Origin of the sequence: Ekhidna sp., from assembly GCF_965212185.1 — a bacterium.
Taxonomy (GTDB): domain Bacteria; phylum Bacteroidota; class Bacteroidia; order Cytophagales; family Cyclobacteriaceae; genus Ekhidna.
The window spans coordinates 676,501-700,593 of record NZ_OZ243102.1 but is presented as its reverse complement, the minus strand read 5'-3'; the positions used below and the strand labels follow the sequence as shown (position 1 = coordinate 700,593).

At 38.0% G+C, this 24,093-nt stretch carries 27 protein-coding genes; 14 read left to right on the top strand and 13 right to left on the bottom strand.

From position 1 onward, the window contains the following. Positions 1–106: 106 nt before the first annotated feature. Both ACOMC3_RS03150 and ACOMC3_RS03145 read left to right on the top strand, forming a co-directional pair. Positions 107–1,051, top strand: a complete 945-nt coding sequence (locus ACOMC3_RS03150) for an exopolyphosphatase (RefSeq protein WP_420318073.1) — start codon at positions 107–109, stop codon at positions 1,049–1,051. Between the two features lie 24 nt (positions 1,052–1,075). Further along, positions 1,076–2,155: an Ldh family oxidoreductase gene (locus ACOMC3_RS03145; RefSeq protein WP_420318072.1), complete on the top strand. Its 1,080-nt coding sequence runs from the start codon at positions 1,076–1,078 to the stop codon at positions 2,153–2,155. A 4-nt stretch (positions 2,156–2,159) separates the two neighbouring features. Here ACOMC3_RS03145 and ACOMC3_RS03140 read toward each other — a convergent pair whose 3' ends face one another. Then, positions 2,160–2,477: a hypothetical protein gene (locus ACOMC3_RS03140; RefSeq protein WP_420318071.1), complete on the bottom strand. Its 318-nt coding sequence runs from the start codon at positions 2,475–2,477 to the stop codon at positions 2,160–2,162. Between ACOMC3_RS03140 and ACOMC3_RS03135 the strand changes: the two genes are divergently transcribed. The 4 genes from ACOMC3_RS03135 to ACOMC3_RS03120 all read left to right on the top strand — a co-directional run bounded on the left by ACOMC3_RS03135 (position 2,476) and on the right by ACOMC3_RS03120 (position 4,165). Next, positions 2,476–2,787, top strand: coding sequence for a hypothetical protein (locus tag ACOMC3_RS03135; RefSeq protein WP_420318070.1), 312 nt, complete (start codon positions 2,476–2,478; stop codon positions 2,785–2,787). The genes ACOMC3_RS03140 and ACOMC3_RS03135 overlap by 2 nt on opposite strands. A gap of 2 nt (positions 2,788–2,789) precedes the next feature. After that, the gene (locus ACOMC3_RS03130; RefSeq protein WP_420318069.1) at positions 2,790–3,215 is read left to right on the top strand and encodes a DUF1801 domain-containing protein; all 426 of its coding nucleotides are present in this window, start codon (positions 2,790–2,792) and stop codon (positions 3,213–3,215) included. Then, positions 3,199–3,687, top strand: a complete 489-nt coding sequence (locus ACOMC3_RS03125; RefSeq protein WP_420318068.1) for a hypothetical protein — start codon at positions 3,199–3,201, stop codon at positions 3,685–3,687. Before ACOMC3_RS03130 ends, ACOMC3_RS03125 begins: the two co-directional genes overlap by 17 nt. A gap of 121 nt (positions 3,688–3,808) precedes the next feature. Further along, positions 3,809–4,165, top strand: coding sequence for a SiaC family regulatory phosphoprotein (locus ACOMC3_RS03120; protein WP_420318067.1), 357 nt, complete (start codon positions 3,809–3,811; stop codon positions 4,163–4,165). Here the strand turns inward: ACOMC3_RS03120 and ACOMC3_RS03115 are convergent. From ACOMC3_RS03115 to ACOMC3_RS03100, 4 genes are all read right to left on the bottom strand, one after another. Further along, entirely contained in the window at positions 4,162–4,689 is a 528-nt protein-coding gene (locus ACOMC3_RS03115; RefSeq protein WP_420318066.1) for a hypothetical protein, read from the bottom strand. The genes ACOMC3_RS03120 and ACOMC3_RS03115 overlap by 4 nt on opposite strands. Beyond that, entirely contained in the window at positions 4,689–4,991 is a 303-nt protein-coding gene (locus ACOMC3_RS03110; RefSeq protein WP_420318065.1) for an FtsB family cell division protein, read from the bottom strand. The genes ACOMC3_RS03115 and ACOMC3_RS03110 overlap by 1 nt, the downstream gene beginning before the upstream one ends. A gap of 217 nt (positions 4,992–5,208) precedes the next feature. Then, a complete protein-coding gene (locus ACOMC3_RS03105) occupies positions 5,209–5,634 on the bottom strand; it encodes a type I restriction enzyme HsdR N-terminal domain-containing protein (RefSeq protein WP_420318064.1) in 426 nt (141 codons plus the stop codon). After that, positions 5,612–6,907: an MFS transporter gene (locus ACOMC3_RS03100; protein WP_420318063.1), complete on the bottom strand. Its 1,296-nt coding sequence runs from the start codon at positions 6,905–6,907 to the stop codon at positions 5,612–5,614. The genes ACOMC3_RS03105 and ACOMC3_RS03100 overlap by 23 nt, the downstream gene beginning before the upstream one ends. Before the next feature lie 70 nt (positions 6,908–6,977). On the opposite strand from ACOMC3_RS03100, the gene ACOMC3_RS03095 reads away from it, so the two are divergent. Then, positions 6,978–7,907 (top strand): succinylglutamate desuccinylase/aspartoacylase family protein, encoded by a 930-nt coding sequence (locus ACOMC3_RS03095; protein ID WP_420318062.1) that lies wholly within the window; start codon positions 6,978–6,980, stop codon positions 7,905–7,907. Next, positions 7,904–8,353 carry a GNAT family N-acetyltransferase gene (locus ACOMC3_RS03090; RefSeq protein ID WP_420318061.1) on the top strand — a complete coding sequence of 150 codons (450 nt, stop codon included), beginning with the start codon at positions 7,904–7,906 and terminating at the stop codon, positions 8,351–8,353. Before ACOMC3_RS03095 ends, ACOMC3_RS03090 begins: the two co-directional genes overlap by 4 nt. On the opposite strand, the gene ACOMC3_RS03085 is transcribed toward ACOMC3_RS03090, so the two are convergent. Next, positions 8,350–9,828, bottom strand: a complete 1,479-nt coding sequence (locus tag ACOMC3_RS03085) for an OmpA family protein (RefSeq protein ID WP_420318060.1) — start codon at positions 9,826–9,828, stop codon at positions 8,350–8,352. The two genes, ACOMC3_RS03090 and ACOMC3_RS03085, sit on opposite strands and share 4 nt — an antisense overlap. A gap of 121 nt (positions 9,829–9,949) precedes the next feature. Then, entirely contained in the window at positions 9,950–10,600 is a 651-nt protein-coding gene (locus ACOMC3_RS03080; RefSeq protein WP_420318059.1) for a DNA-3-methyladenine glycosylase, read from the bottom strand. A 16-nt stretch (positions 10,601–10,616) separates the two neighbouring features. On the opposite strand from ACOMC3_RS03080, the gene ACOMC3_RS03075 reads away from it, so the two are divergent. After that, a complete protein-coding gene (locus ACOMC3_RS03075; RefSeq protein WP_420318058.1) occupies positions 10,617–11,480 on the top strand; it encodes a DUF2911 domain-containing protein in 864 nt (287 codons plus the stop codon). A gap of 32 nt (positions 11,481–11,512) precedes the next feature. Here ACOMC3_RS03075 and ACOMC3_RS03070 read toward each other — a convergent pair whose 3' ends face one another. Further along, positions 11,513–13,219, bottom strand: a complete 1,707-nt coding sequence (locus ACOMC3_RS03070; protein ID WP_420318057.1) for a sodium:solute symporter — start codon at positions 13,217–13,219, stop codon at positions 11,513–11,515. A gap of 134 nt (positions 13,220–13,353) precedes the next feature. Next, positions 13,354–15,822: a PIG-L family deacetylase gene (locus ACOMC3_RS03065; RefSeq protein WP_420318056.1), complete on the bottom strand. Its 2,469-nt coding sequence runs from the start codon at positions 15,820–15,822 to the stop codon at positions 13,354–13,356. 130 nt (positions 15,823–15,952) lie between these two features. On the opposite strand from ACOMC3_RS03065, the gene ACOMC3_RS03060 reads away from it, so the two are divergent. Further along, the gene (locus tag ACOMC3_RS03060; RefSeq protein ID WP_420318055.1) at positions 15,953–17,113 is read left to right on the top strand and encodes a hypothetical protein; all 1,161 of its coding nucleotides are present in this window, start codon (positions 15,953–15,955) and stop codon (positions 17,111–17,113) included. Next, the gene (locus tag ACOMC3_RS03055) at positions 17,110–18,264 is read left to right on the top strand and encodes a histidine kinase dimerization/phosphoacceptor domain -containing protein (protein ID WP_420318054.1); all 1,155 of its coding nucleotides are present in this window, start codon (positions 17,110–17,112) and stop codon (positions 18,262–18,264) included. The genes ACOMC3_RS03060 and ACOMC3_RS03055 overlap by 4 nt, the downstream gene beginning before the upstream one ends. A 1-nt stretch (position 18,265) precedes the next feature. Here the strand turns inward: ACOMC3_RS03055 and ACOMC3_RS03050 are convergent, their stop codons facing one another. Together ACOMC3_RS03050 and ACOMC3_RS03045 are read right to left on the bottom strand one after the other, a co-directional pair. Next, the gene (locus tag ACOMC3_RS03050) at positions 18,266–18,739 is read right to left on the bottom strand and encodes a response regulator (protein ID WP_420318053.1); all 474 of its coding nucleotides are present in this window, start codon (positions 18,737–18,739) and stop codon (positions 18,266–18,268) included. 153 nt (positions 18,740–18,892) lie between these two features. Further along, positions 18,893–20,281: a 7TM diverse intracellular signaling domain-containing protein gene (locus ACOMC3_RS03045; RefSeq protein ID WP_420318052.1), complete on the bottom strand. Its 1,389-nt coding sequence runs from the start codon at positions 20,279–20,281 to the stop codon at positions 18,893–18,895. 138 nt (positions 20,282–20,419) lie between these two features. Between ACOMC3_RS03045 and ACOMC3_RS03040 the strand changes: the two genes are divergently transcribed. Continuing rightward, positions 20,420–20,722: a hypothetical protein gene (locus ACOMC3_RS03040; RefSeq protein WP_420318051.1), complete on the top strand. Its 303-nt coding sequence runs from the start codon at positions 20,420–20,422 to the stop codon at positions 20,720–20,722. A gap of 52 nt (positions 20,723–20,774) precedes the next feature. Then, the gene (locus ACOMC3_RS03035) at positions 20,775–21,242 is read left to right on the top strand and encodes a nuclear transport factor 2 family protein (RefSeq protein WP_420318050.1); all 468 of its coding nucleotides are present in this window, start codon (positions 20,775–20,777) and stop codon (positions 21,240–21,242) included. Positions 21,243–21,249: 7 nt separating this feature from the next. On the opposite strand, the gene menC is transcribed toward ACOMC3_RS03035, so the two are convergent. Further along, positions 21,250–22,305, bottom strand: a complete 1,056-nt coding sequence (gene menC, locus ACOMC3_RS03030; RefSeq protein ID WP_420318049.1) for an o-succinylbenzoate synthase — start codon at positions 22,303–22,305, stop codon at positions 21,250–21,252. Position 22,306: 1 nt separating this feature from the next. Between menC and ACOMC3_RS03025 the strand changes: the two genes are divergently transcribed. Continuing rightward, complete coding sequence (locus ACOMC3_RS03025; RefSeq protein ID WP_420318048.1) at positions 22,307–23,467, top strand: S-adenosylmethionine:tRNA ribosyltransferase-isomerase; 1,161 nt, start codon at positions 22,307–22,309, stop codon at positions 23,465–23,467. Here the strand turns inward: ACOMC3_RS03025 and ACOMC3_RS03020 are convergent. Then, positions 23,464–23,904: a DoxX family protein gene (locus ACOMC3_RS03020; RefSeq protein WP_420318047.1), complete on the bottom strand. Its 441-nt coding sequence runs from the start codon at positions 23,902–23,904 to the stop codon at positions 23,464–23,466. The genes ACOMC3_RS03025 and ACOMC3_RS03020 overlap by 4 nt on opposite strands. Positions 23,905–24,093 lie beyond the last annotated feature (189 nt).

The window sequence follows — 24,093 nt, the reverse complement described above, 5'->3', positions numbered from 1 at the left end:
CAAAACGCCAAAGATAAGGTGAGCCATGGACAATGAAGAATCCAACATTTTCAATCTACAAAATCACCAAACTCTCACTCTCATTTTGCTATATTGCGGCCTGTTTATGAAGGTTGCAGTTATAGATTTAGGCACTAATACCTTTCACTTGATGATAGCACAGGTGGATAAAGATTCGCATGAAATTCTTCATCGCGAACGAAAAGCTGTGAAAATTGGTGAGAAGGGAATAAATAAAGGAGAGATTACAAAGGCAGCCTGGGATCGAGCATTACAGACACTTAATGAGTTTAAAGAAAAAATTTTAACCAACAACATTGATAAAGTGTTTGCTACTGCGACAAGCGCAATCAGGAATGCAAGCAATGGAAAAGAATTAGTAGAGGAAATAAAATCTCAAACCGAGATTGAAATTGAGGTGATTTCTGGTGCCAGAGAAGCGGAACTTATACACCTGGGAGCCAGTAAAGCACTTGATCTAGGTAAGGAAAAAAACCTGATCATGGACATAGGTGGTGGCAGTATTGAATTTATCATTGCTGACTCAAATCAAGCATATTGGATGCGAAGTTTTGAGGTAGGTGGCCAGCGACTGGTTGAAAAATTTCACAGGAACGATCCGATTTCTGATGATGAAATCAAACAGCTTTATACTTATTTCGATGCTGAACTACAACCACTGATACAAGCTTGCGGCGAACATAATCCGGAAACACTAATTGGCTGCTCTGGCACCTTCGATACACTTAGTGATATTTATTGTGAGGAAAGTGGGATAATAAGAAATCCAGATGCTACTGAATATCCTTTTGGTAAAAATGTTTTCAATGCTATTTACAGAGAGCTTATTAGTAAAAATCGTGAACAGCGATTAGCCATCCCTGGAATGATTGAAATGCGCGTTGATATGATTGTGGTGGCTTGTGTTCTGATCGATTATCTGGCAGAAAAATTAAATCTTAAAAACTTGAGAATTTCTGCATACGCTCTCAAGGAAGGAATTCTCTATGATGTTCTGGATAAGCTTCAATCGAATTTAGCCTCCAAATAACCCTTAAATGCGTAATTTCGCCGCATGATTTTTTCTGCGGATGAACTAAGGCGATTCGCCAAAAACATTTTCATAAAGATTGGATGTCCTGAAGATGAAGCACAGCAGGCAGCAGATGTGTTAGTCAGTGCAGACTTAAGAGGAGTAGATTCACACGGAGTGGCACGCTTATCCGGCTATATCAGACTACATGAAAAAAACAGACTGAATGCCACTCCCAATATCCAAACAACTCATGAAACTCCTTCTACAGCAGTTGTTGATGGTGATCTTGGTCTTGGACTAGTTGTAGGTCCACACGCCATGAAATTGGCAATCGAGAAAGCTAAAAATGTAGGCTCTGGCTGGGTGGCAGTAAAGAATTCTAATCATTATGGGATTGCAGGATATCACGCCATGATGGCACTGGAAGCAGATTGTATTGGGATATCGCTTACCAACGCTAGTCCGTTAGTTTCACCTACTTTTTCTAAAGAGCGACTTTTAGGAACCAACCCTATATCCATAGCGATCCCCACTAAAAATCAGCCTCCGTTCGTGCTGGATATGGCTACCACTACTGCTGCAAATGGTAAGTTGGAAGTCTTGCAGAGAAAAGGACAAGATGCGCCTGAGGGATGGTTGCAAGACCAAAAGGGGCATATTACAACTGACGCCAAAGGGCTAATGAAGGGTGGCTCCATGCGTCCACTCGGAGGAGATCGTGAGCATGGTTCGCATAAAGGCTATGCGCTAGGTGCTGTGGTTGATATTCTGTCTGCTGTGCTTTCTGGCGCTAATTATGGCCCATGGGTGCCTCCATTTGTTGCATTTATTGATCCTGCTCCTAATCCTGTGGGTGAAGGACTTGGTCATTTCTTTGGTGCAATGCGTATAGATGCTTTCCGTGATGGAGAGGAGTTTAAGTCTCACATGGACAACTGGATTGAGCGATTCAGAGCTTCTGAAACAGTGAATCCAGAAGAAAAAGTACTCATCCCGGGAGATCCTGAAAGAGAGATGACAGCAGATCGATTGAAAAATGGCATTGACCTACTCGATCCGGTGGTTAAGGACTTAAAGGAATTGGGAGAAAAATTGGGAGTTACACTACCTCTTAAATAGCAACTTACACATCCTGATTTTTGCGAATAAGTGTTTTGTCAAGTAAATTGATTTCAATCAAAAAAACACCCATGAAATCAAGTTTGCTGAACAAATCACTTTTAGTACTCCTATCAGGCATTATTGCGGTGCTAGTAATCTCAGGATTCTTAAATGCTCGATCTATAATGTACCCGGAAAACCCCGGTGCACTAAACTCATTTTTTATAGGGCTATTCTTAATATCTATTTGTGCAGGTTTACTACTTCGATTCAGAAAAAAGCCCTTAGTGCGATCTACATCAATTGGAGTTTTGCTCACTTCGATAATGGCACTATTCATGGGACTCGGCTATTCCTTCAACTTAAAAACATCAGAATTCTTACTGTATTTTTTAGCTACTCTGTTAGCTTCAATTGTCTCCGTTGCTGGATTGGGTGCTAATCTGAGACTATTGATTGCTAAAGATGTTGTTACAATCGACTCTATTTCCCGATTCCGTACAATCACCTTCCTTGGATTTGGAATTGGCCTTTTATTAATAGTACTTCCTGTAGTAGCGACTGCTTATCTATGGACAGGCGTAATTTTTCTTATGTTCGTTACACTCTTTTTGTTGCGATCTGCCAGATTTGCAAATAGCAGTCAATGATCATGTCTGATCTCAAAACCAAACCAAACCAACAAAGCGTTTTTGAATTTATTGACTCTGTGGAGCCTGAATGGAAGCGAGATGATGCTCTAGAAATTTTAAATCTCATGAAGCACGTTACCAAAGAAGAACCAATGATGTGGGGAAACTCCCTCGTTGGGTTTGGGAAGTACCACTATAAATATAAAAGCGGAAGAGAAGGCGATTGGTTTGTGGCAGGATTTTCGCCCAGGAAACAAAACATGTCGGTTTATATCATGGGAGGGTTTGAGAATCAGGAGGATTTACTCGCAAAATTAGGAAAGCATAAGACAAGCGTTGGATGCCTGTATTTCAAAAGACTTGAAGATATTGATCATAATGTTTTAATACAAGTGATCTCTCGATCAATAGAAACCGTGAACAAAAGATATGCGGACTATAATTAGTTTTTTTCTTATCACAACAGTTACTTCATTCTTAGTTGCTCAGCGGTTAAAATTCAATGACCCTGACTTATCATTCAGCTTAAAAAAACCCAAGAGTTGGCAGGTTTTTGATAATGGGTACGTCGTTAAATTAAGCCCATCAGCAAATGACACAAGCAGCATATATTTTACGATTACATATTTTGAGGATGCTTCGCCTTTGGGTGGAAACGAAACTCTTCAAATCATACAACCGAAGGAATATGTAATAACTGAGTTACCAACTCCGAATACGATAAAAATTGGAAAGTATCAGCTCCAAACAGGTACTACCAGAGCATTTATCAATGACAATTATTACCACCAGCAGCGGTACATATTTAATAACAATGGTCAGCGTTGGGAAATAATCACATCTGCCCGAGAAAGCGAAAAAAAGGAGTTAGAAAAGATTTTCAATCGAATGATCAAGTCTTTAAAGATAACAGAGTAGCCGACCATTAGCTCACCGAAAAATTGTAGCGTTTCACCGACAGCACTTCATAACTCAACTAATCCTTAGAACTAGAATTAGGAGTAAGAGTTAAACCATTTACACCCTAACACTCTTTTGAATGGATTATTTCTTAAAAGCCACCCGAACCACACCTGCTATTATTATGGATTCCAACTCTAAGTCTGCCTTAATTAAAGGTGTTGCACTTAGCAATGATTGGTCATTTCATCAGCAATTAATTCTGGATATTAGTAAACAATTACAAAATTCAAATTACAACGATTTGAATATTCAGTTAAAAGTCTTCAACATAAAAGCAGCCAAATTTCTAATCGAAGTTCTTAAGACAATCAAAGACTGTGAGTCGCCTATAAATATTCATTGGCTCTATGATAAGGAAGACTTAGAAATGCTTGAGATGGGTAAGGACTATGGTAAACTTCTAGGAATGAAGTTTGAATTAAATCCTAATTAAAATATACCGATTCCAACGCCGGCTCTGATTATCCATGGGCTATTATAAGGCCTTAGTGGATCAGCTTCATCATAAAGCACATTGTACAATGCCATAATACTAAATGTAGCTCTTCCTGATAGCTGCTCTGAGTAACCAGCTCCAATTAACAAACTATTATATGTAGACTTTTCTGTTTGCTCTGGAGTAAAGGAAGTAAAATACTCAAACCTCATTCGTTCAAACTCTGCATATCCAAAGAATTGACGAGTAATATTGAATCTATTAAATACACTCCACCCAATATTTGATAATGAAGAATTTACAGGTTGATTAATTTTCACATATTGATAAACTATACCAAACCCGGCTGAATACCTCTCGGTAACCTTATATCCCAGAAAGGGTGAAACGCTTATATTAACCTGATTCGAACTGGCACTAAATCCACCTCCTCCTCCGTAGTAAATCTTATCTGAAAGATTACCCTGACTAAATGCGGTAACCATCCAGAAAAAACTTACAATTATTAGAAATGATCTCATCAATCCTTATTTACGACAATATAAAGATCTTCGTTTGGCTTTTTCATGAGATACTTCTCACGAGCTATTTTTTCCAGTAAATCAGGGTTATTATTAAGAGCTGCCTGATCATTTTTGACTTGTAAAATCTTCTCCTGATAAAATTCACGGGCTTCTTCTAAATCAGCTTTCTTGCTGGATAGTTGGGCCTGCAAAAACAAATCGTTGCTATCAATAAAAGCTAACCATACCAAAAAGAATGTGATGGCCAAAAAATAAAAGTTTTTAAAAAAACCTGGAATACGATCAAATAAAGTTTTCATGCGTCAATTGATTAATTTTCAACGGCACACATGGAATTCGCATGTACAACAATCTCCAATTTTAATAAACTGGTAATCATGCGCATTTCATCTGCTTTGAATTTGGTGGGTGGTTTGTATTTCAAAGCTTCAGCAGATCAATACAAATGTAACGAGAAACAGGCAGTTTTGATAGGTTATTTGATATGATCTACCTTAATAATACCTCTCAATATGATCAATTGAAATTGGGGAACTCTCTGATTTGATTAAATCCTTCTTCCATTTTTTCCCAGATAAAATGGTTCATTCCATTAGTAATCGCGAGATACCTCGCATCAAGAACTTTATTGTAAGCGGAAACCTGGCCCAGAACTTTTTGATCTAATCTTATGGATGGAGCTTTGCATTCAACTAATAAAAAGACCTTCCCGTCCCGATCTAGAACAACAATGTCGGATCGTTTTTGATTTTTGAAATAGCTCATGGTCTGTTCCAGCTTAAAGAGACCTTTAGGATACGCAAGATGGGTTATAAGTAGATTAATGAAGTGTTGCCTAACCCACTCTTCAGGGATAAGCGTAATCCATTTTTTTCTAATCAGACAGAGTATTTTGTTATTCTCTATTTGATAATCAAACTCAGGCAGTTTGAGTGGTTGCATTTTTCAGCTTCACTTGAGATAAGAAAATGATTCCGATAATAAAGAAGGAGGCGAGCGCAAGCGTGCTGTTCCTCATACTGCCAGTGACTTGTTCTATATACCCGTAAACAAAGGTTCCAAAGACGATAGAAAGATTATAAGTCACATCATAAAAGCTAAAAAACGAAGCAGTATCTACCGTATCAGGAGGCATAATCTTAGAGAAAGTAGCCCTGGAGAGCGATTGTATTCCGCCCATGACAAGGCCAACAACAGCCGCCAATGCAAAAAACTCAATTTCCTGATTGACAAAATAGGCATAGAGGCAGCAAATGATCCAAATGACAATCATCACTAATAATGACTTGATATTGCCCCTTTTCTTAGATAAGAATGCAAACAAATAGGATCCTGCAATGGCCACAAACTGAATAAGTAAAACAGTCATAATCAGTTTCGAAGCTTCCATTTTCAATTCTTTAGATCCAAATGTTGCAGCCAAATACATCACTGTCTGGACACCCATGTTATAAAAGAAGAAGGCAAGTAAATATTTTCGCATCCCATCCATGTCCTTTAACTGACCCCACACATTTCTTAGCTCACGATAGCCATTGGTTAAATAATGACCTTCAGGTTTTCTTCCATGTGGATTTTCCGGGAGTTTAGAAATAGCATACAGTGAAAAACCAATCCACCATACCCCAACAGTAAGAAATGCTACACGAGATGCTATTCCGGCATCAGCAAGCCCAAACGTATTGGGCATTTCAATGACCACCAGGTTTAAAACCAGAAGGATTACACTTCCTAGATATCCATACGAGTACCCTTTCGCACTCACGATATCGCGCTTATCTTCAGTAACTATTTCATTCAAAAATGCATCGTAAAACACCAGGCTACCTGAATAACCGACACTTGCCATAACCGAACAAAGAATCCCCCACTCGATATTCTTTCCAGTAAAGAAGAAGAGCCCAATACATGAAAATGAGCCTATGAGCATAAACATCTTAAGGAAGAATTTTTTCTTACCTGCATAATCTGCTATGCCCGAAAGTATCGGAAGTATTATCGCTACCAGTAAAAAAGAAGCTGAAAGAGCATATGAATATAGAACAGAATTCACCACTTCTGTACCAAAGAAACTCACCTTATCTCCTCCATTGGCATTGACAGCAACCGCTTGATAGTAAATAGGGAAAATAGCTGATGTAATCGTTAATGAATAAACAGAATTAGCCCAGTCGTACATACACCAGGCCCTAATGGTTTTCTTATCGTTCAGCATAGCAAATTGCGTTGATCCGGCAATATAATGAATGCATCTTTGACTACTTTTAGCCTAACCAAATAAGAACATGGATTTTAACCTAAAGCTGGAAAAGCTGCATCGTCAGAATATCCCGACCGCTCGCCTGCCATCAGGAACTGTTATTGAAATCCCTATTTTGTCTTATCAATCAAAAAATGATGGACCAACGTTACTTTTAATGGCCGGCATGCATGGAGATGAGATCAATGGGGTCGAAATCATGCGGAGGATCATTACCAATAAGTTCTACAAAGTCGAAGCAGGACGTGTGATAATGATTCCAGTATTTAATGTCTTTGGATTTATCAACTTTAGCAGAGAAGTCCCAGATGGAAAAGACGTCAATCGATCATTTCCTGGCAATAAAAATGGTTCTCTGGCAAGCCAGTTTGCATTTTTTCTTACCGATGAAGTCCTGCCACACGTTGATTATGGTATTGACTTCCATACCGGAGGCAAACAAATCAATAACTACCCACAGGTACGGGCAATGCTGGACGACCCTAAAAATCAAGCATTGGCCAATGCGTTTGCATCTCCATTTATCATCAACTCGCCTTTTCGAGACAAGTCACTTCGGAAAGAGGCTGGTAAAAGGGAAAAAAGCATCTTAGTTTATGAGGCCGCTGAATCATTGAAACTGAGAAAACCGGCCATTGATGAAGGACTTGCTGGAATGCAGCGAGTAATGAAACATCTGGGTATGATTGCTGATGCACCAAAGCCAACTAAGCAATCGACAATCATCGTTAAATCATCATGGACCCGCGCCAGCAGAGCAGGGTTGCACTATGCTCAGGCCAGAAATGGATCCTTTGTAAAAAAAGGGGACGTGATGGGTGTAATCTCGGACCCCTATGGAGAATATGAGAAAAAAATAAAAGCAACACACGATTGTCATATCCTTAGTATCAACAACAATCCGGTGGTTAATCGTGGGGATGCCTTGTTTCATACAGGAGTGTCTGAACAATGATCAAAAAACTGAATCATAAAAATCAAAATCTAGCAATTAAGATTCGAAATGTCTTTCAGGCATCATATGCAATTGAAGCAAAACTTCTTGATGTAGAAGAAAACTTCCCCCCACTTAAAAGGCCACTGGAGGCATATACTGAAGCTACTACAGATTTTTATGTCTACTTAGTTGAAGAAGCTATTGCAGGAGTCATAGAAATTAAAAATGATAGAGAACAAACACACATTCAGAGTCTTGTTGTTCACCCGGATTTCTTTAGAAAGGGCATAGCTAGTAAGCTTCTTTCCCACTTGTTTGAGCAATCAAGCTCAAATATGTACACTGTAGAAACTGGAGCTAAAAATGATCCGGCAATCAAACTATATGAAAGACATGGATTTACATTGACAAAAAAATGGATGACCGATGTTGGGATTGAAAAAGTAGCCTTTGTGAAAACTTAATCCTCTACCACTTCAAATTCTACTCTCCGATTGAGCTTGCGCGTTTCCTCTGTTTCGTTACTAGCTATTGGTTGATTTCCACCATACCCCTTCCCACTAACTCTGTAAGCACTTATCCCTTGTGAAATAATGTATTCTTTCACCGTTTTTACACGTGCCTCCGAAAGCTGAATATTTTTCACCGGATCTCCCGTGTTATCGGTATGGCCTTTTAGTAGAATTTTTATGTCCGGGTTGTCATTCATTACTTCAACCACCAGGTTGAGTTCCTTCTTAGATGCATCCACCATATCAGATGTACCCCGATGAAAAAGAACATGATCCAACGTGATCACACTTCCTTTAGCAATCGAAGATAGTGCGATAGGGTTCTCTCCCGGTTTTAACTGATCATCAAGCAAAATAACTTTAGGAAGATATCCCATTGACTTGATCTCAATCTCATCACCTGAGAGGGAGTCTATTTCAAAAATCCCATTGGCACCAATTCGACGTTCATTTCCATTTATCAACTCTGCTGGTAACACTTGCTCTGTCTTTGCATCTATTACTTTTAAAAGGATTTTATCATTTTCTTCCAGCTTAACTTCTACAATTGGTGTCGATGCTATTTCAGTTGTATCCTCCTCAATTTGCTCCTTAAAACTGATCTTCATTATATCACCATATGCATCACTATCCTGCGAACTGACATAGTAGGCCCACTTATCTCCATCATTGTAGACAAATGACGTTTCCGCACCTGTAGTATTGATCTGCGATCCCAAATTGATTGGCGCGCTCCAGTTTCTCCAGCTATTGTCCTGTCGCACTGTATAATATAGGTCAAAACTACCTTGACCTCCAGGTCTGTTTGAAGCAAAAAATAGGGTTTTGTTATCCTCCGCCAGGAAAGGTGTTACTTCCTGAAACTTCGTATTCAATTGCGATCCTAGATTCTTTGCTTTCTCCCAACTCCCATCATATTTACGCTCAATTACATAGAGATCCTCCACACCATAGGTATGATTAGACTCCATACTTATAATCATGTATTTCCCATCTTTTGAAATGTGACCACTTTGAACAGGGGCTTTATTTTTAAAGAATGGGATATCTACACGCTCGGGCTGCATGGTAGCAGATCTTGTTCGAAAAATGCCTCCTCTATAAACCCCTAACTCACGAATCACTTTATTGAAATAAATCCACCCCTCGGAAAATCCAATAGGGCTTACCATGCCAGGCGTATCCAGCCAATCGGTAAATAAAATGACTCCTCGCCCATTGATAGTTTCAGCATCCATGAATGAATCCGATAGACCACTCCGATCTTGAGTGAAGGCCATTCTTTCAGAAACCGGATCAAGCACCAGATAATTCTGCCCATAATGAGTGTTTAATGAATCAACTGGTTCGCCATTTCCTTCGAAAGCAATTTGGGCACTGGAAATAAGGTTTAAGAAGACTAAGAATGTAGTTATTGAACTTTTCAATTAATTAATTTAATTTTTTTGTGATTATTATTTGATAATATAAATATTCGTATATATTATTGTACTTGTAAAGTTTCTCTATTGGTTAGTTGGTGACAAAGCTAAATAGCTAGTGAATTATTTAGAGTCCGGTATGGTTAGCCGGACTTTTTTCTTTTACCCCCTTGCTAACAAACTTATTTTCTGCAATGATAAAGCGCCATGGTTTTAAAGCATCCTCTTCGGCATATTCTACGCCAATGCGAGCATCAGACAAAATATTAATACTTTCATCTTTTCCATTTGTGCCAATCCAGATCTGATCCGACAAAAGATCTAATCCAGTCATTTTCACATGAATACCCATCGCTTGAGATAGTGTTCCTGGCCCTGAAGCTAGCTTTGCATGTGTGTTTTTCCTTCGCTCGGTCATCACATCTATTCCTTCAATTGGTTCCAGTGCTCTGACCAACACTGCATCAGCCTGTCCTTCCTTGTTTGTGACAACATTAAAAAGGTGGTGAATGCCATAGCATAAATAAACATAGGCATGTCCACCTTCTCCGTACATCACTTCGGTTCTAGGTGTTCGTTTACCGTTGGCATGGCAGGCCTTATCCCCTCTTCCACAGTAAGCTTCAGTTTCCACAATTTTTCCAGCCGTGATAACTCCATTCACCTGAGTTACCAGTACCTTACCCAACAAATCCATTGCTATTTGCACGACATCCTCTCTCAAGTAAAACGATCTTGGGAGTTTTTCGTAAATGGATGTATTAATTTCGAAAACCATAAAAACCTTTTAACAAATGAAACGAATCACAAATCTAATTTCACTATGCGTGCTAGTCACGTTTGGTGCTACTGCACAAATCAACACACCTCAGCCAAGTCCGGCAGGATCTGTCAGCTCTACTGTAGGACTAACAGATGTGAAGATCGAATATTTTAGACCAGGAGTAAAAGGAAGACAGATTTTCGGTACTGGTGATGGATTTTTGGAGCAATTCGGAACGGTATGGAGAACAGGAGCTAACGCTGGAACAGTTATATCATTTAGTTCGGATGTAAAAGTTGCAGGACAAGATGTGAAAGCTGGAGAGTATCAAATCGTGTCTATTCCAGGTGCTGATGAGTGGCAGGTGATGTTACACTCTGAAATGATCGGGGGAAATATGAACAACTTCAATGAAGAAAAAGTAGTTGCAAAAGCTACTGTGAAACCAATGAAGTTGGCTAATTCAGTAGAAAGAATGACTTTCCAAATTTCAGACATAAGCGCTGACAATACTTCTGCGAATATTCACTTTGCCTGGGCAAATACTTCATGGAAAGTGCCAATTACTGTGGACTTCCACGAAACCGTAATGAAAGACATTGCTGGCAAGACTCAAGTAAATCCACAGAATTATGTAGCTGCAGCAAACTATTACCTGAATTCAGGTGAAGATTTGGAAAAAGCGTTAGAGTGGATGAACAAGTATTTATCTATGGGAGAAAACTCTGGTCAATTTTGGCATGTACATACCAAAGCTCAGATCTTAGCTAAAATGGGTAAGAAAAAAGAGGCTATCGCTACTGCTCAAGATTCAATGGCTAAAGCAAAAGCTTTTGAGCAAGGTGACTTTGGATACATCAAAAGAAACGAAGACTTAATTGCTTCTTTGAAGTAATTATTATCCAAGTAAGATTGAAAAGCGTGGGCCTAGCTCACGCTTTTTTTGTTACCAATAATTGCCTGCAATAGAATACTTAGAAGCATTGTACCTACACATCCAATAACATTATAAAGAAGGTAACTCAAAGAGAATATTCCTAATTCAGTCATAAAATGAATAATTATGACGGCTGTTTGAGCGATAATAGCTGAAATAAAAACAGCATTACCTTTCACCCATTTAAGGAAGAAGGCCACAAGAAAGATTCCAAGGACAGTGCCGTAAAAGATTGAGCCAACTATGTTAACTGCCTCAATTAGGTTCTCTGAGTTCTTAGCCAAAATCGCAAAGAGAATAGCCAATACACCCCAGCCAAAAGTCATCAACTTTGAGGTATTCAGATAATGATAATCAGACCCGTCTTTCTTTATCGCCCGCTTATAAAAATCTACCTGAGTAGTAGAGGCAAGTGCATTCAGTTCTGAGGAAGTAGAGGACATAGCCGCTGAGAATATAACTGCAATTAAAAGTCCAATTAGTCCATGAGGCAAGTAGGTAATGATGAATGTAAGGAAGACGTAATCTGAATCCTTGGTCTCAAGGGTTTCATCGGCTTTTAATATCACTTCCTTGGCCTGCTCTCTCAGCTTGACCGATTTGGTGTCCGCATTGAGTAATGCAGTAGATAACTGCTCTCTTTCAGCGTCGGAGATTGAGCTTTGAGCCAAGCCTTCCGCAGCAATTCGACGCTCCTTGAGCACTTCTCCATATTGAGTATTTAGACGATTAAAATCTTCAGCATATTCAGAATTTTGAACGATTTCTACGGAAGCTTCTTTAAAGTGAATTGGAGGTGTATAGAAGATAAAAAACACATATACCATCACTCCTACAAACAAAATGAAGAACTGCATGGGGATCTTCAAAATGGCATTAAACATCAAACCCATTCTACTTTCAGCCGCACTAGATCCTCCCAAATACCTTTGAACCTGAGACTGATCGGTCCCGAAATAGGAAAGCGCCAGAAAGAATCCCCCTATAAGACCTGACCAAATCGTATATCGTTCACCCGCATCGGTACTGAAGTTTACTGCTTCCAGCTTACCAAGATTACCCGCAATTTCAAGTGCTCCACCAAAGCTGGTAAAGTCATTGATGTAATTGATTATCACAAAAAAGGCAGCAAACATACCCGCCATAATCACGAACATTTGTTGCTTTTGAGTAATAGAAACGGCTTTCGTCCCGCCAGATACGGTATAAATAATTACCAATATTCCAGTGCCTAGAATGGTTGTTGTTAAGTCCCAATGAAGGATCGAAGAAATAATAATCGCCGGTGCATATATGGTAATACCGGCTGCCAATCCCCTTTGGATAAGAAACAGTGTGGCACCTAAGTAACGTGTTTTCAAATCAAAGCGCTTCTCCAAGAATTCATACGCTGTGTAAACATTTAGTCGATAAAATATTGGTATAAAGACCGCAGAAACAACAATTAGTGCAATGGGTAATCCAAAGTAGTTTTGAACAAAGCCCATCCCACTTTCATACGCCTGACCGGGTGTTGAAATAAATGTGATAGCACTCGCTTGGGTTGCCATGACGGACAATCCAATGGTACCCCATTTCATGGAATGACCTCCTAGTAAATAACCTTCAATGTCTTTTTGACCTCTCGTTTTATAAACGCCATAGGACACAATAAAAAGTAGAGTGCCAAACAGCACAATCAAATCAAGGGTGTTCATATTTTAATATGAGGAGCTAAAAAGATGAAACAAAATAATTAAAACAGCTAGCCAGCCAGCTACAAATAAGTAGAGGAATCTCCATTTTTTGAAAAATGGTGGTTTGTCTATGTTTTTTTCAGAGATCAATTCTGTCATTTACCTAAGGATATCAAGTTTACAAAAATTCTGTATGCTCCGGGTACTCCTGCTGGCAATTCTCTAAACCAACTGTACCCTGAGTATACATAGTATCCCTCACCGTACTTAGCGACGAGCAACCCTCCGGCTTTTGGACTCTCTCCAGGGTCATTACTTTTTAAGATTGGTGTAAAGTCATCAGACCACTCTCCAGGAAAGTATAATCCGCGTTCCTGCACCCAATTCTCAAAATCTTTATCAGTAATGCGGTTCGGTCCATTCATGACTGGATGATCAAATGCGATGATTTCAACAGGTGCTTGCTCCACAGCCACTCGATCCCTTGAAAGCTTTAAATCATATGGTGCAATTTCCTGAGTCACCAGTCGGTGGCTGGTATTATATTGAATGATAAGATTGCCCCCTTGTTTCACGTATTCGAATAGATCCGTATTTTTATATGATAGCCAGTCTACGGTATTAAATGCCCTCACTCCAAGAATAATCGCATCATATTTTCGGAGTTTATCGGCTTCCACATCATCTTTTGAGAGTGTCTCCACCTTATAACCTATCTGAGCAAGGTTCTGAGGTATTGCATCACCAGCACCATCAATGTACCCAATAAGATTACCTTTTTTCTTAAGGTCTATCTTGACAACCTTTACACTCGCATTTGGAAATAGAGTTTGCTTTGGAATATGATCATAATCAATGACTGTCCTTCCCTTTTGATAGGTCTTTCCACCGATTGATGCAACCGCTAAAACTTCACCTTCAGATGCCTCCGTTGGTGGAGTTAATGTGAAGGTGAATATTTGTTCTTGCCCTTTTTGATCTAAGCTAAATGCATACTCAGCTGGTACAATCTTCCAACCTTCTGGGGCTTCAAGTGAAACATTGCCTTCAATATTTTTCTTGCCTGCTATAACCCTTACATCTACTGATTTCGGTTGACTATCTCCAAAAACCAAAACTCCGGAGGCAATATTGACCATAACTGGAGGCCCAATAGTTAATGGTTCCGAAATCTCACCTTCTACAGGATCAGTTCGCTTAAATAAAACTGGAACTGATAGGTCAATTTTTTCCTCACCAATCATGATAGTAACAGCAGCAGTTATAGCAGGATCGTTTTCAGGTTTGCCAATCATCTCCTGATCATTGACGGTATACATACCTAATTCCCCATGCTCTCTCAACCAATAAGGATGGCTGTATGGTATCCCTTCCGGGATCTGAAAATTCATTTCTGAGTTGAAAGGCTTGTTATTTGGTAAAGGTGCAGTAAGCTGAATGGGGTTAGACCAGGATGAAAACTTTATCCTTTCCAGTGACATGTTTACATCACTCCTGTTGACTGCTTCTAAGGAAATGGAAATAGAATCTCCAACTGAAAAATTTGGTTCATTAGATCTAAGAGAAACATAAAGTCCTGTGGCCGCCACAATTAGTTCATCGATTTCTTTCAGCTTTACCTCTTTCCAAAATGGGTCATCGATTTTATTAAGTGCTTCTTTCGCACCCATCAATGGCGCTACAATGGTGCTTGGATTTCTTTCATCATATTGAGCAATGGCCTTGTTGATATAAAAAGCTACTTCCTTTGAACCTTTTACTCGCTCCCATGAAGTATCTATATTATCAAATGGTGTATCCGTTTCCTCTCCGCCCCATTGGAACAAATACTCCATTTGGTCGCCTCTAGAACCTGACGAGCCAAATCCCTGACACTTGTGCATACTTCTACTTCGTGCTGCTATTTCAGTATAAGATTCTCCAAGTAAAGGATTGTATTGCCCAACATTCAGTTTCTTTAGCTGAGTTGTATCCATCTCTCCATTTCGAAACCACCACCAGCCTGTGTTCCAAAATATTTTCTTCGGTTGCCATGGCTCTACATAAGCAAGTTGCTCTGGGTACGCTTTTTCGTCACCACTTAGTTTAAATGCTTCTCTGGCCAAAATAGCGCTAGCCGTATGGTGACCATGAGATCTTCCCTCTGAATCAAAACGAGTAATGATTACGTCTGGACGAAATTTCCTGAACGTCCAAACAAAATCAGCAAGCACCTTATCTCTGTCCCAAATGGTAAAGGTCTCATCCGGATTTTTAGAATAACCAAAATCGTTTGCTCTTGAAAAAAACTGTTGGCCACCATCAATACTCCTAGCAGCCAAGAGCTCTTGTGTTCTAATCAAACCCAATTCTTCCCTTATTTCAGGACCTATTAAGTTTTGCCCACCATCCCCGCGCGTGGCTGATAAGTATGCGGTTCGCATCAATTCCTCATTAGCGTAATACGCTATAAGTCTAGTGTTCTCATCATCTGGATGTGCAGCAACATAGAGCACTGAACCCAAAACATTTAGTTTCTCCAAGCGCTGGCGAATTTCACCTGGTTGATACTTTTGAAAAGTTTGCGCAAATGAAGTGAGAGTAAGTACTATTAGAACAGTACTTAAAAAGGCATGGGTTTTCATAGATCGGTTTTCGTTGCGGTTAGTTACGAGATAGAAAAAAGAAAGTTATGAGAATTGGATGAGTGGTTAATATAGCCTAAAAATAAGCACATCAGATTTTTCAAGTAGTTTTAAAAACCAAACACCTGATGTGAAAGTTTTCGATCACACTCCAAGTCAATATGTCAAAAGTGAATACGCTAGCATTGCCAGCGTAATCAACATTGGGTTTATCCTCCTGCCTATATTCCTCTTGGTTGTATTTACAAGACAACTATTACAACGTGATTATGATATGGCTTTTCTTATTGGCTCAGGAATTGCTTTTTCCCTGATCACTAGACACATTTTCATAAAGGGTAATTTAAGAAGGTCCGTAATGATGATTATCACCTTCTTTACGATACTACTTACAGCAGTATGCTCATTTGGGAATGGTATACATGACATAGGACTTATAGGATTCCCTGTAATTATTGGTTTTTCAAGCATTGTACTCGACCAGAGACAACTGATATTAGCTTCGGGATTAAGTATTGCTGGCCTAGCCTGGTTGGTTCTTGGCGACCGGCTTAATATGTTCGAGCCAATTCCTGTTCCGCCGGGTGATACGGGCGACTTCATCATATCTAGTTTATTAATTATTCTGGGAGGATTTGTTGCTTTCAGTTTAACAAATAACATGAAAGATTCATTAAAGCAAGCAAATGACGAAGTAGAAACCAGCAAAAAGGAAGCTGAAAAGCTGATCAAAGAGATTGATGAAAAAGAAGATATCATCGGAGAAATTCATAGAGCTGTTATAAACAGCCTTAACCATATCCGTCATCTGATCGAGAATCAAGCAAATAACAACCGGGAATTAGTCACCATTTACAATAGCCTTGAAAGAAAAATAATGGTGATTGAAACCGCTCATGAAACGTTGTTAAAAGAACAAGAGCACCTTCGGCTTGATCTGGCTGATTTTACACGAATGCTATTACCAAAATTTGAAGTAACTATTGAAGCTCCAATACTTCAATTGAATACTTCAACAACCCCTTGTATTGTTAGTTTGGATCAAGCCATATATTATGGAATATTCTTACTGGAATTATTATTAGAGATTGATGAACATAAGCCTGATCATCTAACCATAGGACTTTCACATAAAGATTCACAGATAAAACTTAAGCTAAGTGGATTTAATATTTCAAACTATACTAATCGTGGTTTGATCGTTGATTTACTTACTCAACAATTAAAGGGAAAATTAGAAAAAGCATCCGATGAATTAACTCTAGAATTTAAAATGAAATCTGTTGAATGAATTCTAAATGGCTACCATATGATGATAGCTTGGATAGCTACTCAAGAAAAGAAGTAAGCAACCTACTTCGTACTTTTTTATACATCATCCCACTAGTTGCAGTAATACTAGCAGCAGTTAATTTCTCCTTGGGATTAAGACAAATTGCGCTTTCCATTCTTTCCGTTCCTCTTTTTTGTCTTGCTTCTTTCATTGCACTTAATAAAGGGATGGTCAATCTTTCAATGGTTATCCTCATCTTTATTCTAATCGCATCGACAACCCTCAGTTGTACCTTAGGTAATGGTGTTCATGAAACAGGCATTATGGTCTTGCCGATAATAGTCTTGTTCTCTAGTTTAGTTATGAATGTACGTGGAGTACTTATCACTACTATTACTGTGATTCTTTGCTTAGCATATATCGTTTTTGGAGAAAAATTTGGATTCTATCCTTCTAGAAATGTCCCTGCCGTCAGGTGGGTGGATTTAGTGGTTGTTCAGACGATTACAATCATTCATATTTTCGTGACCTACACATTTTCTAGTATTACCAAAAAAAATCTACATCGTATTCAAGTCGAATTAAAGAACCAACAAACCTATAAAGAAGAAATTGCACAAAATCTAAACGAAAAAACAGAATTATTACGCTTGGTGCATCACAGAGTAAAAAACAACTTATTGCTTATCAACAGTTTAATTGAACTTGAGACACATGGAAAACCTGAGGTCAAAAATGGGCTTTCTGAAATAACTAGTAGCATTCATACAATTGCTCGCGCCCATGATCCATTATATCACACCAAGGACTATAAGCAAGTAGAAATTAAGCCTTACCTGGAGAAACTAATAGCGACATTCATTCAATCTTCTGGATTCAATAACATTGAAAATAATTTTGAAGATGAATTAATCTTTCATGAAAATGCACTGCTTTTAGGAATTATTCTACAAAAGATACTAAGTGAATTAAGCGCATCAACTAAGAATATTGGAATTGTACTTGTTAAGATCAATCAAAAAATGCAATTCAACATATTGTTTAGTGAATCTTATTCACTGTCTTCAGGCGCTATTTCTCTGATCACCAATTTGGTCGATGAATTGAAGGGTGAATTGCAAATATCTGATGATAAATTAATGATCGAGTTCTTACCTAATAAAGGCTGATTTAACCAAGCTTGCTAAAATCCTTGACGTCTGCGTCAGTGGTTAGAATCCTCTGAAAAATAGCGTTCAAATCTTCAAAGTCCCATGGCTTTGTGACGAAATCATGAATACCAAAGTCACCAATTGTTTCAAAAAGATCTGCTCGTTTTATGAACCCGCTAAGTATCATTCGTTTGATATCTGGCTTGGAGGAAAAAACATCTTTAAGTAATTCCACCCCTGACATATGAGGCATTCTATGATCAGTTACGATCAAGTCAATTTTTTCTTTTTTTATGATTTCCAGTGCTTCTTGAGGACCCAAAGCAGTATGTACATTGTAAAGGCGTCTAAAGGTTGATTTAAATCCCCGGAGATTGGGCATCTCATCATCTACGTAAAGAATTGTGTATTCTTTTTCGACCCTTGATGCCTGTCTTGCGGCTCTTCGCGCGGCTCTTCTCTCTGCTCGTTCTTCTGCTGTGAGTGATTCCATAGGCTAATATCTTCTTTACAAAAATACACGAAATGTCGAGAGATGAATATCTAATTTTATTTAAGTAAAATACTTAATTTCTCGTGTGATTCTAACGTTCAAAAACTCAATTTTTAATCAAAATGAAATTCATTTCTAGTGGATGGAGGATGATTATTCTGCTCTCATTGTCACTTCAAATACAGATCCTTTTTTGTCTGGATTATCGAAAACCTGAATAATGCCACCATTTTGTGTAACCAAGTCTTTGCATATGAATAATCCCACTCCAGAGCTTTTTTCATTCTCTGTTCCCGGGCGTTTGTTGTCTTTTTTCATTTCAAACAATGAAGCCTTCATTTCATCTGGAATTCCAATTCCAGTGTCACTATATCTCACAATAGCTTCCCCATTTTTTTGCATCAAATTGACTGAAATTGACCCTCCTTTTTCAGTGAACTTGATCGCATTGGACATTAAATTCCTAAGTACTACCTTCAAAGCATTTTTATCAAATACACATTTCGCACCAAGATCTCCCTCGATAGAAAGTGAGAGAGTCTTTCTATCAATAGCTGGCTTAGCTTGTGCTATTATTTGATCTAAAACCTCTTTGATAATGATTTTATCCTGACTAATCTTCTGATTAGATGATGCCGCTCTACCCCACTCCATAAGCTCATCCAACATCTGAATGGTATGATCCACACCTGTATCAATAGTAGCTAAAAATTCCTTTGTTTGTTCAATAGTTAAATCCCCATCTCGAGTTAGTGAGATTACGCTTTTAAGATTTCCTAAGGGGCCTCTAATATCATGGCTTACAATACGAATCAATGTATCTCTTAATTTACTCGCACGCATCAGTTCAATGGTTTTCTCATCCACTCTTTTCTCTAAATCTTTATTCAACTCTTGATTCTCTCTGAATGACTTTGCAAAGATTTCTGAAAGAGCCAATGTTTGGAAGAATAAAAAAATAACAAAACCTGTATTTACCAAATTAGGACCAACATCAACAGAAATCACACCAGAAGTTTTTAATAGCTCTGCCATTACAAACAGAAAGCATAATGCAGTTCCGCTAAATACATACATAGACCCTGTTAAGTCTCTTTGAACTGCCCTAAAAAGCATGGCAAATGCCAAAATGTAAGAGAGCAGGATTATTACATTGTATGTGTTTAGCGTATGAAAAAAAATACGGTAAGGAGTAACCAACACAAATAATAAGAAAAACCCGGAAATCACTAAAAAGACGTTAACCCACTTTTTGAATGCCTCAATGGTATAGAGCTTATGTATAAAAAGTAGTGTCAGAGGAACACCTGCATAGCTACAAAAGAACTCGATCTTACGCCCCAATGTCAAAGACGCAGATGGGAAAAAATGATAGAAAACCATTGAGCCATCATCCACTAGGGTCGCTCGTACTAAAATTACAAGACACAATAAGCCAAGGTAGAGGTAATGTCTATTTCCAATCTGAAAAAACAACACCAAATTGTAGGCTGCAAAAATTGCAATGCCTCCTATCTCCATCATTTCTATTGGTTGGTGCATAATTTAATTACGTGTTTAGAAAGATGTTATAAAACAAAATTGATCTTGTAATATTCAACTGTGTTCGGTATTTTTCTCACATCTACTAAGATATCTACATATTTCTATATCTTTAGCTAACCTCTAAAATCCAATATTATGTCAATGTACTGCCTTGTGTGGAAATACAAAGTCACATCAAATAAAGACAAGTTCGAAGAAGAATATGGTCGAAATGGAAGTTGGTTCAAATTTTTTGAGCCCTGTGAAGACTATTTGGGGCATGACTTGTTGAAAAGTGCTGATGGGAGTGTTTTTATTCTTGTAGATAAATGGATGTCGAAGGCAGATTATCAGGATTTTATCGAAGACAACAAGACTGAGTATGAAAGTCTAAATGAAAAAATGAAAGCGTTGTATGAAGAAGAAGTACAACTTGGTGAGTTTGATCTACTACAATAGTAACCACACGTTTGTATTGGCCGTTTGAGTTGGTAACTAAATCCAACTTACAATGAAAGCTCTATTCAAAATATCTATCCTTATTTCTGCTGTCATTCTTTTTGCATCATTTATTTACAAGAATGATACAAATACTTTAGAGGTTGATGCAGTAAAAAAACTAGTATCTGAATCCTACATAAATGGCGCATTTAATGAATTAAACACTGAGGCAATGGTGAATGGATTCCATAAAGATTTTTCCATTTATACGGCTAAAGGCAGTGAAATAAGTAAGTACCCCATAGATAAATGGGTGGAAGGTGTTAAAAAAAGAAAGTCCAATAATTACAATCCAGATGATCCAAAAAATGTTTGGGATCACAATTTCGCAATCGTAGACGTGACAGGGAGTTCTGCACAAGTTAAAGTAGAATTATCCAATCAAGGTAAACTCGTCTACACAGACTACTTAAGTCTTTTGAAATTTGACTCAGGCTGGAAAATTGTAGCCAAAGTTTATCATAAGCATCAAGATTGATTAGAGATTAAATGTCTCCCCAAACCATAGAATTCGCATAAGCTAAATATCCTTTTTCAACTATTATAGGAGAGGTAATATTGTTATGATATATCTCTCCTGTACCCAGTCCGTGATGTTCGGTATTCTCCGGATATTGACTAGCAAACTGAGCAATCGCATTCAACCCCAGATTTGACTCTAAGTAGGATGTTATCCACCATTTTATTCCATGGATTTCGGCAAGGTCAATCCATTCTTTAACTGAGGAAAAACCCCCATGTAAAGTAGGTTTGAGGACTAAATATTGCGGTTTTAAATCTTGAAGTATATCAATCCGATCTCTGGAATTGTGAATGCCAATTAGTTCTTCATCCAGTGCAATGGGAATTTCACTTCGATTACAGACCAACTCCATAGCTTCCGGTTGCATAGGCATGATGGGTTGTTCAATTGAATGAATGTTGTATTTGCTCAATTCTTTGAGCTTGGCCAGCACTTCATTTGTCTGAAAAGCTCCATTCGCGTCTAAACGAATAATTAATTCCTTTGAAATTCTTCTTAAAGATTTGATGATACTGAGCTCTGCTTCAAAATCCAGTGCACCAATTTTTAGTTTTATGCATGAAAAACCATTATCAAGTTTAACCTTAATCTGTTCCTTCATATATGACTCATCACCCATCCATACAAGCCCATTAATTGGAATCTTGATATTTTTCAAATTAGTTCTATAGATGTGTTTTTCCCCTCCATTAATCAAGTCTAATAAAGCCATTTCCAAACCAAATCGAACACTTGGTTTATTAGCCGGAACTATGCTTGTAATAAATTCATCTACCAGATCCTTATTTTCTGGCAATACCTTTTGATTTATTTCTTTAATCAATTGATTTAGGTATTGAGGTATTTCTTCGACCTCCTCCGGGCTTAAACGATGAATTGGTGCAACCTCCCCAATCCCAGTGATGCCTTCTTCATTTTTCAGCTTCAAAAACCACACCTTTCTGTTTTTCATTTCACCACGACTCGTGCGAGCTTGGAATTTAAAATCCAGAACATAGGGTTTAACTTCGAGCTTCATAATGGATCTAAAATTAGAAGATTTTTTATACGATCTCCCAGAAGAGAGAATTGCTAAACATCCACCAAAAGAAAGAGCTAACTCTAGGCTCCTTTTTTATAATCAAGGTGATGTTTCTCATCATCAATTCAAAAATATCCAAAACCTTCTTCCCGAAGGCTCATTACTTGTTTTTAATGACACCAAAGTAATTCCTGCTAGGATCATCATGCATAAAGAAAGTGGTGCACGAATAGAAATTTTTCTATTAGAGCCACTAAAACCGTCCAGGGTTCATGAGGAGGTAATGAATGCAAAAAACTCATGCACTTGGAAATGTATGATTGGTAATGCTAAAAAATGGAAGCAAGGAACAGAGCTGATAATACCATCTCTTTCAATAAAAGCACTAAGGACCAACACTGATGAAGTTACCTTTATATGGCAAAATGATTTCACCTTTTCAGACCTTTTAGCAGCTATCGGAAAAATCCCGTTACCTCCATACATAGACAGAGAGGTTAATGATCAAGATGAGGATAGATATCAAACAGTATATTCGAAAATGAAAGGAGCAGTAGCAGCCCCAACTGCAGGGCTTCATTTCACAAACGAGATTATAGAGTCATTACCAAAAAAAAATATTAAAACTGATTATTTGACTTTGCATGTTTCGGCAGGCACCTTCCAACCAATAAAAAACGAAAAAATCAATGAGCATCCAATGCATAATGAGCAAATCTGGTTGAGTAAAAGCAATGTGGAGAATCTAATTCATGCAGAGAAAGTAATAGCTGTTGGCACAACTTCTATGAGAACATTAGAAAGCCTATACTGGTACGGAGTGAAACTAATAAACGGACAAAACTCTTTCTTTATTGATAAAAATGATCCTTATACTTTAGATGCTAAACCATTGTCTCAAGCTTTGGAAGCAGTACTTAATAAAATGGAGCAGTCTGGGAATGAAAAGATTGGTGGACACACTGAAATTTTCTTATACCCTGGTTATGAATTTAAAATATGTGATGGACTTATAACAAATTATCATTTACCAGGATCTACTCTCATTTTACTCGTCGCAGCATTCATTGGTGAAGACTGGAGAAAAGTATACCGTTCAGCACTTGATAATAATTATCATTTTCTGAGTTATGGTGATAGTTCTTTACTTCTTCGCTAAACCGGTGATTTCATCTTTATGCGTTGATCTCTTATATAGTCAAGCGAAAACTTACCACTTCCAGTTATTGCGACTAATATTAACAGGCCTAAGATAATTGATGCTACAGGCAATTCCATGTAATTATCTGCGGTTAGCATTTGCAAGTAATTGAATATAACCGCACCAGCAAGAATTGGAATGTTCAGTAGACACATCCACCGAGTTAGAGCTCCACACATGAGAATTATTCCTCCAGCCATGTGTATGAAAATAATTGCGTGAGCTAAATGCGCTGCTACAAACACCCATCCTACAGATTGGATATTTGCAGTAAAACTGTCAAAGTTACTTGCAAAAACAATGCCTTTGTAAGTAATGAATCCACCTAGTGCGATGCGGAGGAAATCGACCAAAATAGGTGGATTTATCGATTCAATTTTTTGAATGATACCCATAATCTTGATAATTGGTCATTATTGAATTTACTGAATAATCTATTCAATTGCAATTTCAGGGTACTTATAGAGGTACTTCAACTATTCATCGAAAGTCTTGTAAAATACCCTTAATAGGGTATTGTCTTCTATGTAAAAAGCACTTTGATTTGTATTACCAACTATTCAACAGAAGCAATGAGTCAATTA

Excerpts from the sequence above, each read along its gene's own strand:
- ACOMC3_RS03025 (WP_420318048.1), top strand. The coding sequence starts at position 22,307 with ATGGATCTAAAATTAGAAGATTTTTTATACGATCTCCCAGAAGAGAGA.
- ACOMC3_RS03110 (WP_420318065.1), bottom strand. The coding sequence starts at position 4,991 with ATGAAAACTTTATTTGATCGTATTCCAGGTTTTTTTAAAAACTTTTAT.
- ACOMC3_RS03045 (WP_420318052.1), bottom strand. The coding sequence starts at position 20,281 with ATGCACCAACCAATAGAAATGATGGAGATAGGAGGCATTGCAATTTTT.
- ACOMC3_RS03040 (WP_420318051.1), top strand. The coding sequence starts at position 20,420 with ATGTCAATGTACTGCCTTGTGTGGAAATACAAAGTCACATCAAATAAA.
- ACOMC3_RS03075 (WP_420318058.1), top strand. The coding sequence starts at position 10,617 with ATGAAACGAATCACAAATCTAATTTCACTATGCGTGCTAGTCACGTTT.
- ACOMC3_RS03105 (WP_420318064.1), bottom strand. The coding sequence starts at position 5,634 with ATGCAACCACTCAAACTGCCTGAGTTTGATTATCAAATAGAGAATAAC.
- ACOMC3_RS03140 (WP_420318071.1), bottom strand. The coding sequence starts at position 2,477 with ATGAATAGTGCCATTATCGAAGTGAGCAAAACTCCAATTGATGTAGAT.
- ACOMC3_RS03095 (WP_420318062.1), top strand. The coding sequence starts at position 6,978 with ATGGATTTTAACCTAAAGCTGGAAAAGCTGCATCGTCAGAATATCCCG.
- ACOMC3_RS03130 (WP_420318069.1), top strand. The coding sequence starts at position 2,790 with ATGTCTGATCTCAAAACCAAACCAAACCAACAAAGCGTTTTTGAATTT.
- ACOMC3_RS03120 (WP_420318067.1), top strand. The coding sequence starts at position 3,809 with ATGGATTATTTCTTAAAAGCCACCCGAACCACACCTGCTATTATTATG.
- menC (WP_420318049.1), bottom strand. The coding sequence starts at position 22,305 with ATGAAGCTCGAAGTTAAACCCTATGTTCTGGATTTTAAATTCCAAGCT.
- ACOMC3_RS03055 (WP_420318054.1), top strand. The coding sequence starts at position 17,110 with ATGAATTCTAAATGGCTACCATATGATGATAGCTTGGATAGCTACTCA.
- ACOMC3_RS03115 (WP_420318066.1), bottom strand. The coding sequence starts at position 4,689 with ATGAGATCATTTCTAATAATTGTAAGTTTTTTCTGGATGGTTACCGCA.
- ACOMC3_RS03125 (WP_420318068.1), top strand. The coding sequence starts at position 3,199 with ATGCGGACTATAATTAGTTTTTTTCTTATCACAACAGTTACTTCATTC.
- ACOMC3_RS03100 (WP_420318063.1), bottom strand. The coding sequence starts at position 6,907 with ATGCTGAACGATAAGAAAACCATTAGGGCCTGGTGTATGTACGACTGG.
- ACOMC3_RS03035 (WP_420318050.1), top strand. The coding sequence starts at position 20,775 with ATGAAAGCTCTATTCAAAATATCTATCCTTATTTCTGCTGTCATTCTT.
- ACOMC3_RS03020 (WP_420318047.1), bottom strand. The coding sequence starts at position 23,904 with ATGGGTATCATTCAAAAAATTGAATCGATAAATCCACCTATTTTGGTC.
- ACOMC3_RS03150 (WP_420318073.1), top strand. The coding sequence starts at position 107 with ATGAAGGTTGCAGTTATAGATTTAGGCACTAATACCTTTCACTTGATG.
- ACOMC3_RS03080 (WP_420318059.1), bottom strand. The coding sequence starts at position 10,600 with ATGGTTTTCGAAATTAATACATCCATTTACGAAAAACTCCCAAGATCG.
- ACOMC3_RS03065 (WP_420318056.1), bottom strand. The coding sequence starts at position 15,822 with ATGAAAACCCATGCCTTTTTAAGTACTGTTCTAATAGTACTTACTCTC.
- ACOMC3_RS03135 (WP_420318070.1), top strand. The coding sequence starts at position 2,476 with ATGGGACTCGGCTATTCCTTCAACTTAAAAACATCAGAATTCTTACTG.
- ACOMC3_RS03050 (WP_420318053.1), bottom strand. The coding sequence starts at position 18,739 with ATGGAATCACTCACAGCAGAAGAACGAGCAGAGAGAAGAGCCGCGCGA.
- ACOMC3_RS03145 (WP_420318072.1), top strand. The coding sequence starts at position 1,076 with ATGATTTTTTCTGCGGATGAACTAAGGCGATTCGCCAAAAACATTTTC.
- ACOMC3_RS03090 (WP_420318061.1), top strand. The coding sequence starts at position 7,904 with ATGATCAAAAAACTGAATCATAAAAATCAAAATCTAGCAATTAAGATT.
- ACOMC3_RS03070 (WP_420318057.1), bottom strand. The coding sequence starts at position 13,219 with ATGAACACCCTTGATTTGATTGTGCTGTTTGGCACTCTACTTTTTATT.